The following is a 9403-nucleotide window of genomic DNA, read 5'->3' on the forward strand; positions in this document are numbered from 1 at the left end:
GGCGGTAGCGCAGCGTAACCGCGTAGCGCTCCCGATCACGTCGAAAGGAACACTGATGCGCCGCCACCACGAGCCGCCCGCGACCCCGGAGGACAAGATATGCGAGTGATGGCGCAAATGGCCATGGTCATGAACCTCGACAAATGCATCGGCTGCCACACCTGTTCGGTCACCTGTAAACAGGCGTGGACCAACCGCGGTGGGACCGAGTATGTCTGGTTCAACAATGTGGAAACCCGGCCCGGCCAGGGCTATCCGCGGCAGTACGAGGACCAGGAGAAGTGGAAGGGCGGCTGGACACTCGACCGACGCGGCCGGCTCACACTGAAGTCGGGCTCGCGGCTGAAACGGCTGCTGAACATCTTCGCCAACCCCGACCTGCCGACCATCGAGGACTACTACGAGCCCTGGAGCTACGAGTACGACAATCTGCTGTCCTCCCCGGCCATCGACACCACTCCGGTGGCGCGGCCGAAATCGCTGCTCACCGGAGACGATACGAAGGTCACCTGGGGTGCGAACTGGGACGACGATCTCGGCTCGGGGCCCGATCAGGTCGGCCGGGACCCGCTGCTGGCCCGGGTCTCCGAACAGGTGAAGCTCGAATTCGACAAGACCTTCATGTTCTATCTGCCGCGGATCTGCGAGCACTGTCTCAATCCGTCGTGCGCGGCGTCCTGCCCGTCCGGGGCGATCTACAAACGGTCCGAGGACGGGATCGTCCTGGTGGACCAGGACAAATGCCGCGGCTGGCGGCAGTGCACCACCGGCTGCCCGTACAAGAAGATCTACTTCAACCACAAAACCGGTAAGGCCGAGAAGTGCACCTTCTGCTATCCGCGGGTGGAGGTCGGTATTCCCACGGTGTGCTCGGAAACCTGTGTCGGACGGCTGCGCTATATCGGCGTGATGCTCTACGACGCCGACGCGGTGCTCGCCGCGGCGTCGGTCACCGAGGACAAGGATCTGTATCCCAGCCAGCTCGGGGTCTTCCTGAACCCGCACGACCCGCGGGTCGTCGCCGAAGCCGAACGCGCCGGTATCTCCCCGGAATGGATCCAGGCCGCGCAGGATTCGCCGATCTACAAACTCATCGTCGACTATCAGATCGCGCTGCCGCTGCATCCGGAATACCGCACCATGCCGATGGTCTGGTACGTACCGCCGCTGTCCCCGGTGGTGGATGTGCTGGCGGAAACCGGGCACGACGGGGAAGACCACGCGAACCTCTTCGGCGCCATCGACGCGCTGCGGATCCCGGTGGAGTACCTGGCCGAACTGTTCACCGCTGGTGAAATCGGGCCGGTGCGGGCGGCGCTGCAGCGACTGGCCGGGATGCGCGCGTTCATGCGCTCGATCAACCTCGGTCAGGAACCCGATCCGGCCATCGCACCCTCGGTCCGGCTCGAGCCCGAGGAGATCGAGGCCATGTACCGGCTGCTGGCCATCGCGAAATACGAACACCGCTACGTGATCCCGACAGGCGCGAGCGCGCAGGCCCACGAACTGGATTCGCTGGCGACCGGATGCAGCCTGGACAACGACGGCGGCCCGGGGATGACAGCGTTCGACCAGATGGTGGACAAATTCCACCTCACCGATACCAACGACGCCGCGCCGGAGACGAAAACCGGCCGGATCAACCTGCTGAACTGGGACGGGCAGAGCACAGCGGGTCTGGTGCCCGTCGGTGCGAGCGGCTCGAACGGCAAGACGGCCGGGCCGGGCTCGAACGGCCACGGCCCGGAGGGCCGAGGTACGAACGGTCACGGCCCGGACGGGCGGCCGGCGACCGGAGTCGGGGGAAACGGCGACAACGGGACCCACGGCTCCGGCGGGACGAAGGGGAACGCGCTCGGCGCACCGGCCCAGGTTGACGCGCCCGTGGCACCCGAACCCACGGAGGTCCGCCGATGATGCGATACCGCCACCTCCGCTTCGTCCTGCGCGGACCGCACGAACCTGCTCCGAGGGGTGACCGATGGCGCTGCTGAAACTCCGACGCCGGCCCGCACCGGCACTGGCGATGAGCGAACGGGACCGCCGGATCGTGTGGCGCACGGCCGCGCTGCTGCTGGACTACCCCGGCCCCGCGCTCCGCACGACGCTGGACGGGATCGAGGCGGCGATCGGTGAACTGCCGGAGTCGGTACGGACACCGCTGCTGGCATTCTGCGACCACGTGCGCGCCACACCCGAACTCGAACTGGCCGCCCGCTACGTCGAGACCTTCGATATGCGGCGCCGCGCCGCCCTGCACCTGACCTTCTACGCCTACGGCGACACCCGCAAGCGAGGGATGGCGCTGCTGCGTTTCAAACACGCCTACCGGCACGCCGGAGTGGAACTCGGCGATGCCGAACTGCCCGACCATCTGCCCGTCCTGCTGGAATTCGCGGCCACCGTCGATCCGATCGGCGGCGAACGCCTGCTCGGCGAACACGTGCCGGTACTGGAACTGCTGCGGCTGTCGTTGGCCGACAATGCCTCCCCCTACGCGGGGGTACTGACCGCGGTCGTCGCCACCTTGGCTCCGCCCACCACGGCGGATCGGCGCCGGATCGCCGAACTCGCCGCCCAGGGACCGCCGGAGGAAGAGGTCGGGCTCGAACCCTTCGCCCTGGATCCGACGATGCCGGACCGATCGGAAGGCCGCCGATGAGGCGGTACCCGCTCCTTCGCCTCGGCCACCGCAGACCGCGTGTACCTGCTCCGAGGAGGACCCGATGACTACGGCGCTGTGGCTGACCCTGCCCTACGTGGCCTTCACTTCCTTTGTGCTCGGCCATATCTGGCGCTACCGCAACGACCAGTTCGGGTGGACCACCCGGTCCTCGCAGATCTACGAATCACGCCTGCTGCGGATGGGCAGCCCGCTGTTCCATTTCGGCATGCTCGGGGTGTTCTCCGGTCATGTGCTGGGCGTGCTGATCCCCGAATCGTGGACCGAGGCGGTGGGTATCGGCGAGCATCTGTACCACCAGGTCGCGGTGAGCGCGGGCACCGTGGCAGGACTCATGGTCCTCACCGGTATCGGCATCCTGCTCTATCGCCGGTTCACCGTCGCGGCGGTCCGCAAGGCGACCACGGCCAACGACAAATTCATGTACTTCCTGCTCGGCGGCGCCCTGATCACCGGTCTGCTCAATACCGTGGGCAGCAATCTGCTGTGGGGCACCTACAACTACCGGGAAACCGTGTCCCCGTGGTTCCGCAGCCTGTTCACCGCGAGCCCCCACCCCGAACTGATGGTCGGCACGCCGTGGACGTTCCAGGCACACGGCCTGTTCGTACTCGCGCTGGTCGCGGTGTGGCCGTACACCCGGCTGGTGCATATGTTCTCCGCTCCGGTCGGCTACCTGGTCCGGCCGTACGTGGTGTACCGCAGCAAAGAGGTCGCCGGGCCGGACAAGCGCCGCTACGCCCGCGCCTGGGACGCACCGGTCACCCCGGACCGCTGGAGCTGAACCCGGCTGCCACTGCACAGCTCGGTCCCAGTGCGCGGTCCGGCCGGATCAGGCCGCGTCGATCGGCGCCGGCATGTGCGGGCGCAGCGAGCCGCACCGGTCACCGCGAGAGCCGCCGCTACGACCGGTGCACACCGCTGCGAGCAGAGCCGGGTACTCGCGCTAGACCAGAGCGATGAACTCGACGTGGTCGTCGTCGCGGGCCCCCGCGGGCACGACGACCAGGCCGTCGCGGTCGATGAGACCGCCGAGGTGAGCGGTGCGGATCGCCGGATCGCCCACCCAACCGCCGCCGGGCTGTGTCGCGTATCGGGCGGGCACGATCCGCGCCACCGGGCCGGAGATCTCGGCCGCGTTGCGCAGGGGTCCGCCGGCCCGGCGGGGCGCATGCGCGCCGGTCCGGCCGCCGACGATGGCGGGTACCAGGGCGAGTAAGGTCGCGATCGCCGCGTAGGGGTTGCCGGGAAGGCCGAGAACCGTTGTTGTGGAAGGGAGTTCGGCGACGACGGTGGACCCGCCCGGACGCAGTGCGAGCCGGGACACCAGCAGCCGGGCCCGGCAGCGCGCCAGGGCGCCGCGCAGCTGATCGGCCGCGCCTGCGCCGGTGGCCCCGACCACGACCAGGAGATCGCAGTCGGCCGCGGTGGCCAGGACCTGGTCGAAACCGTGGGCGGTATCGCGCAGATGCACCCGGTCGAGCACCGGCACGCCGTGTGCGGCGAGTAGATCGGGCAGGATCGGGCCGATCGAATCGCGTGTCTGCCCCGCCTGTAAGGGGCCGCTGCTGCGGATCTCGTCGCCGGTCATGACGATACGAGCCCGGACCGGGCCACGAACCGTGGCGGTGGTGACCTCGACGGCCGCGGCGGCCGAGACGAGCGCGGGACTCACCGCGGTGCCGGCCGGTGCGATCTCGTCGCCGGGAGCGCGGTCCTCGCCGCGCCGGCGGATATCGGAACGCAGCGGTGTCTCCGGGAGCCGGCGCAATTCGCTGTGGCCGGTGACCCGCGCGAATTCGTCGCGCAGTACCCGGGTGGTGCCCTCCGGGACCTGTGCGCCGGTGGCGATCCGCACTGCTTCCCCCGGGCGCAGCCCGTCGGGTCGCTGCCCGCCGGCGAAGCCGATATCGGCGCGCAGCTCCCACGGGCCGTCCCCGGCGACGGCGTAGCCGTCCATGGCGGAGACGTCGAAGCGGGGCAGGGCCTCGGCGGCGGTGAGTGGTGCGGCCAGCGCGGCCCCGCGCACCGCGTGCAGATCCGCCTGTCGTTCGGGGAGGCGGGACAGGCCGGTACGCAGCAGCTCCCGGGCCCGGTCGAGTGATACCGCGGTGTCGGCTCGGGGAGCGGCGGGCGCGGCATCGCCGCCCCGGTCGCCGAGCGCGGTGCGCGCCGCGGCGATCTCGCCGGGTGTATCGCAATCGTCGACCCCGGGCAGTGGCACGATTCTCGTGCGGAGCGGGACGAGGGCTTTCATCGGCTGGTTGATTACGCTGTCGAGTTCGGCTATCCGGGCCGCGAGCGGTTCGGTCCGCCACACACCGATCAGGTACTGGGGGCGTCCGGAATCGTCGGCGGCGAACACCGCATCGAAATCGCCACTGTGCCGGATCAATTCACCGATCACGGACCCGGTGAGGAACGGCAGGTCCGCGGCGAGGACGACGACTCGGGGCGCGGGCTCGGCCCCGAGCGCGGCCAGACCGGCGGCGACCGCGGCCACCGGCCCGGAGCCGGGCTCGGGCTCGCGGGTCTGCACGATATGGGCGGCGAGCTCCGGGCGCGGCGGCCCCACCACGACCGTCCGCCCGAGGGAGGCCACCGCGACCAGTGCCGTCTGCAGCATGGACTGTCCGCCGACCACGAGACCCGGTTTGTCGACACCACCCATACGGCTGGCCCGCCCCCCGGCGAGCACGATCACGTCCGGGGCCAGCGGAGAATTCGGCATACGGTCATGCTATTCGCCGTCTGGGACGATGGGTCGCCGGAGGCACCGGCCGCCGGGCATTGCGGACCGGGGGGACGAGTGCGCGCGCCGGTCTATCCGGCGCCGGGCCGCGCAGCGCACTACTGTCCCTGCGGAGGGCCGGCTTCCGGTTCCGGCCGTGATGAGGGGGTCGCCGATGCGACATGTGCTCAGGGGGATCGTGCTGTCTCTGCTGCTGGTGCTCGCTGGGGCCACGCAGGTGGGTGTGGCGACGGCGCAGGAGCCCGACCGCCCGGTGGTCCGGGTCGGCACCGAGGGCACCTATCCGCCGTTCTCGTTCCACGATCCGCGCAGCCGGCAGCTGACCGGCTACGACATCGAGGTGATCGAGGCGATCGCCGACCGGGCTGGCTGGGATCTGGAATTCGTCGAAACCCAATGGGATGCGATTTTTCCCGCCCTGGACTCCGGCCGGATCGACGTCATCGCCAACCAGGTGTCGGTCAACGACGAGCGCCGGGCGAAATACGGCCTGTCCGATACCTACACCTACTCCCGCGGCGTGATCGTCCGGCGCACGGGTGACGAGCGCATCCGGACCCTGGACGATCTGGCCGGCCGGACCACCGCGCAGTCGAGCACCAGCAACTGGGCCCGGGTGGCGCGCGATGCCGGTGCCGACGTCGAAGCGGTCGAAGGATTCACGCAGGCCGCCGCGCTGCTCACCCAGGGCCGGGTCGACGCGATCGTCAACGACAACATCGCCGTGCTCGACTATCTGGCCGGTACCGGTTCCACCGATATCGAGATCGTCGGTGATGCCGGAGCGCAGACCAGCGAACAGGTCCTCGCCTTCCGTAAGGACGATTCGGCTCTGCTCGACCAGGCCGACCGGGCGATCGCCGCGCTGGCCGCCGACGGGACGCTCACCGCCATCTCGCAGAAATACTTCCGGGCCGATGTCTCGGTACCCGACGGCGGCAGCGCCGACCTGTCCGGAGGGCGCGGCCACCGCGACACCTGGGAAGTGCTGCGTGGCGCGGCGTGGCCCATGTTCGTCGGGCTGGTGAAGGTGACGATCCCGCTGACCGCGCTGAGTTTCGCGATCGGGCTGGTACTCGCATTGCTGGTCGCGCTCGCGCGGATCTCCTCCTACCGGCTCCTGGCCGGTCCGGCCCGCGCGTTCATCTCGATCATTCGCGGTACACCGTTGCTGGTCCAGCTGTTCATCGTGTTCTACGGGCTGCCCCAGATCGGGTTGAAGTTCGATCCGTTCCTCGCGGCCGTGATCGCGTTCAGTCTGAATGTGGCCGGCTATGCGGCCGAGGTGATCCGATCGGCGATCCTGTCCGTGCCGAAAGGGCAGTTCGAGGCAGCGGCCACCGTCGGCCTCGGCTATGCGCAGACATTGCGCCGCATCATCCTTCCGCAGGCCACCCGAACCGCGGTGCCGCCACTGTCGAACACTCTGCTCTCCCTGCTCAAGGACACTTCCCTGGGCTCGGTGGTGCTGCTGACCGAGCTGTTCCGGGAAGCCCAGCTCGCGGCGGCCGAAAGCAACGAATTCCTCGCGCTCTACACGTTCGCCGCGCTGTACTACTGGGTGATCTGCGTGGCCCTCTCCGCCGGTCAGAAACGACTGGAGACCCGACTCGACAGGTATGTGGCGAAATGACCGACACCACCGGCCAGAACACCGAGCCCGCCCGGATCCGGGTGCGCGGCCTGGAGAAGTCCTTCGGCGACCGGCGAGTGCTGCGCGGTATCGATTTCGAGTCCCGGCGGGGGACCGTGACCGTCCTGCTGGGCCCTTCGGGTTCGGGCAAGACCACGGTGCTGCGCGCACTCGACGCGCTGGACATCCCGGAGCGGGGAGTGGTCGGCATCGACGATGTGGAGATCGACTTCGCCCGGCTGCCCCGCGGCCGGGCGGGGCGCCGGGAGGCGAGCCGGCTGCGCGCGCAGAGCGGAATGGTCTTCCAGTCGCACAACCTCTTCCCACATCGCACGGTGCTGGAGAACATCGTCGAAGGTCCGGTCGTCGCCCAGCGGCGGCCCCGGGAGGAGGCCGTCGCCGAGGCACGGACCCTGCTGGCGCAGGTCGGTCTGGCCGACCGCGCGGACGCCTACCCGTTCCAGCTCTCGGGAGGCCAGCAGCAGCGGGTCGGGATCGCGCGCGCCCTGGCGCTGAAACCGCGAGTGGTGCTGTTCGACGAGCCGACTTCGGCGCTGGATCCCGAACTGGTCGGTGAGGTGCTCGCGGTGATCAAGGAGCTCGCCACCCAGGACTGGACGATGGTGATCGTCACCCATGAGATCCGGTTCGCGCAGCAGGTGGCCGATCAGGTCCTGTTCCTCGACGAGGGTGTCATCGTCGAGCGGGGCCCGGCGGATCAGGTGATCGGCGCGCCGCGCGAAGAGCGGACGCGGCGGTTCCTGCAACGCGTGCTCGAACCCGGCTGACCGGCGCGGCCCCGGACGCGGTTCACTCGAACCGGTGACGTGCGGTACGCAGCGCGACCCGGCCGTCGGTGACGGGTACGCCCTCGGCCGCGAGCAGCCGCAGCTGCCGCTCGGCGAGGTGGGCGGCCGGTCTGCCCGAGGCGCCCAGCACCCGGTGCCAGGGCAGATCGGCGGCATCGGTACGCATGATCCAGCCCACCGTCCGCGGGGTCGACAGTCCGGCCGCCGCGGCGATATCGCCGTAGGTCGCTACCCGGCCCGGCGGAATCGCCGCGACCAGTTCGCGGACGCGTTCGATCTGTTCGTCGCTGGTGACCATCAGAGCGCGGCCCGGATCAGCGCCGCGGTCTCGCCCGGCAGGATCTGGGCGACCATATGCTCGCAATCCCATTCGTGCACGGTCAGCGCCTCGCCGAGCCGGTCGGCCAGTGCGGCGCGAAGTTCGGGCGTCACGAACGGCGGATCCACCTTCGTGGCCCGGACCAGCGCAGTCGGCAGACCGGGATCGGGAAGTACCAGGTCACGTGCGAGCTGACCCCAATACGCGATAAGTGCCGCGGTATCCACCCGCCAGCGCATCCGGCCACTCGCGGCGGGCACCAGATGCTCGTCGAGTTCGGCGCGTAGCAGGTCGGGGGCGACCGCGCTCCAGCCCGTCGCGAGTTTGTCCATCCGGGCTTCGTCGGCATCGGTGTAATCGGGCGAGTCGAGGGTGGCCTGGGCGATCTCGTGCAACCACGCCGGGTCCAGTGCGACGGCCGGATCCAGCAGCACCAGGCCGCGGACCAGGTCCGGGTGCCGCCGCGCCAGATGCAATGCGCACGCCCCGCCGAAGGAGTGGGCGGCCACCACCACCGGTTCCTCGGTTTCGGCGGAGACGAGCGCCGCCAGATCGGCGACGATCGTTTCGAGATCCCACGGCGGCAGTGCGGTGGAACGACCGTGTCCGCGCAGGTCGGGAGCGAGCACCCGGATATCGGGCAGGAACTCGGTGGCCAGCGCTTCCCAGCGTTTCCCGTGGCCGGTCAGGCCGTGCAGAGCCAGCACCACCGGGCCGGTCGCCGGGCCGAAACGGTGAACATGCAGTGTGGGCACAATGACATTTCTATCCGAGCGCTCCGAGACTGTGGCGGGTGCGGTGGCGACGGGGTATCGGCGGTGTCGGCCCCGTCTGTTGGAATAGCCGTCGTGGTGCGTTCGGATAAGCCGGTGCGGCTGGTGCGCCGGAAAGCGGCGGCTCCCCGGGCTCGGACCTGGGGTGCCGAGGTCGGCGCGCTGTTCGCCGCCCCGCCGCCGGTTAACGCCGCGCAACCGGAACCGGACCGGATCTGGCGGGTACTCGGGGGCCCGGGCACCGGGAAGACCGCCCTGCTGATCGATGTGGCCGCGACGCGGATCGCCGCCGGTGCGGATCCGGAGTCGGTGCTGCTGCTCACTCATTCCAAACAGGCGGCCGCGACCGCCCGGGACGCGCTCACCGAACGGCTGGACAACTGGGCCGTATGCGCCCCGGCAGTCGCGGGTGTCGCCGCCGCGGACGCGGCGGC

At 69.7% G+C, this 9403-nt stretch carries 9 protein-coding genes; 6 read left to right on the plus strand and 3 right to left on the minus strand.

The genetic code is table 11. From position 1 onward, the window contains the following. Positions 1 to 99: 99 nt before the first annotated feature. From narH to narI, 3 genes are all read left to right on the plus strand, one after another. Positions 100 to 1917, plus strand: a complete 1818-nt coding sequence (gene narH, locus NS4_RS28520; RefSeq protein ID WP_063062578.1) for a nitrate reductase subunit beta — start codon at positions 100 to 102, stop codon at positions 1915 to 1917. A gap of 64 nt (positions 1918 to 1981) precedes the next feature. Continuing rightward, positions 1982 to 2662, plus strand: a complete 681-nt coding sequence (narJ, locus tag NS4_RS28525; RefSeq protein ID WP_063062579.1) for a nitrate reductase molybdenum cofactor assembly chaperone — start codon at positions 1982 to 1984, stop codon at positions 2660 to 2662. Between the two features lie 64 nt (positions 2663 to 2726). Then, a complete protein-coding gene (gene narI, locus NS4_RS28530; protein WP_063062580.1) occupies positions 2727 to 3467 on the plus strand; it encodes a respiratory nitrate reductase subunit gamma in 741 nt (246 codons plus the stop codon). 162 nt (positions 3468 to 3629) lie between these two features. On the opposite strand, the gene NS4_RS28535 is transcribed toward narI, so the two are convergent. Then, a complete protein-coding gene (locus NS4_RS28535) occupies positions 3630 to 5414 on the minus strand; it encodes an NTP transferase domain-containing protein (RefSeq protein WP_063062581.1) in 1785 nt (594 codons plus the stop codon). Positions 5415 to 5589: 175 nt separating this feature from the next. On the opposite strand from NS4_RS28535, the gene NS4_RS31805 reads away from it, so the two are divergent. Both NS4_RS31805 and NS4_RS28545 read left to right on the plus strand, forming a co-directional pair. Next, positions 5590 to 7068, plus strand: coding sequence for an ABC transporter substrate-binding protein/permease (locus tag NS4_RS31805; protein ID WP_245665809.1), 1479 nt, complete (start codon positions 5590 to 5592; stop codon positions 7066 to 7068). Then, the gene (locus NS4_RS28545) at positions 7065 to 7856 is read left to right on the plus strand and encodes an amino acid ABC transporter ATP-binding protein (protein WP_063062582.1); all 792 of its coding nucleotides are present in this window, start codon (positions 7065 to 7067) and stop codon (positions 7854 to 7856) included. Before NS4_RS31805 ends, NS4_RS28545 begins: the two co-directional genes overlap by 4 nt. A 22-nt stretch (positions 7857 to 7878) precedes the next feature. Here NS4_RS28545 and NS4_RS28550 read toward each other — a convergent pair whose 3' ends face one another. Both NS4_RS28550 and NS4_RS28555 read right to left on the minus strand, forming a co-directional pair. Next, complete coding sequence (locus NS4_RS28550) at positions 7879 to 8175, minus strand: MGMT family protein (protein ID WP_063062583.1); 297 nt, start codon at positions 8173 to 8175, stop codon at positions 7879 to 7881. Next, complete coding sequence (locus tag NS4_RS28555) at positions 8175 to 8951, minus strand: alpha/beta hydrolase (protein ID WP_063062584.1); 777 nt, start codon at positions 8949 to 8951, stop codon at positions 8175 to 8177. The genes NS4_RS28550 and NS4_RS28555 overlap by 1 nt, the downstream gene beginning before the upstream one ends. Before the next feature lie 96 nt (positions 8952 to 9047). Between NS4_RS28555 and NS4_RS28560 the strand changes: the two genes are divergently transcribed. Further along, on the plus strand, positions 9048 to 9403 hold a 356-nt coding region (locus tag NS4_RS28560; protein ID WP_245665811.1), incomplete at its 3' end, for a UvrD-helicase domain-containing protein.

It is taken from the genome of Nocardia sienata NBRC 100364, from assembly GCF_001613205.1.
In the GTDB taxonomy this organism is placed as follows: Bacteria; Actinomycetota; Actinomycetes; order Mycobacteriales; family Mycobacteriaceae; genus Nocardia; species Nocardia sienata.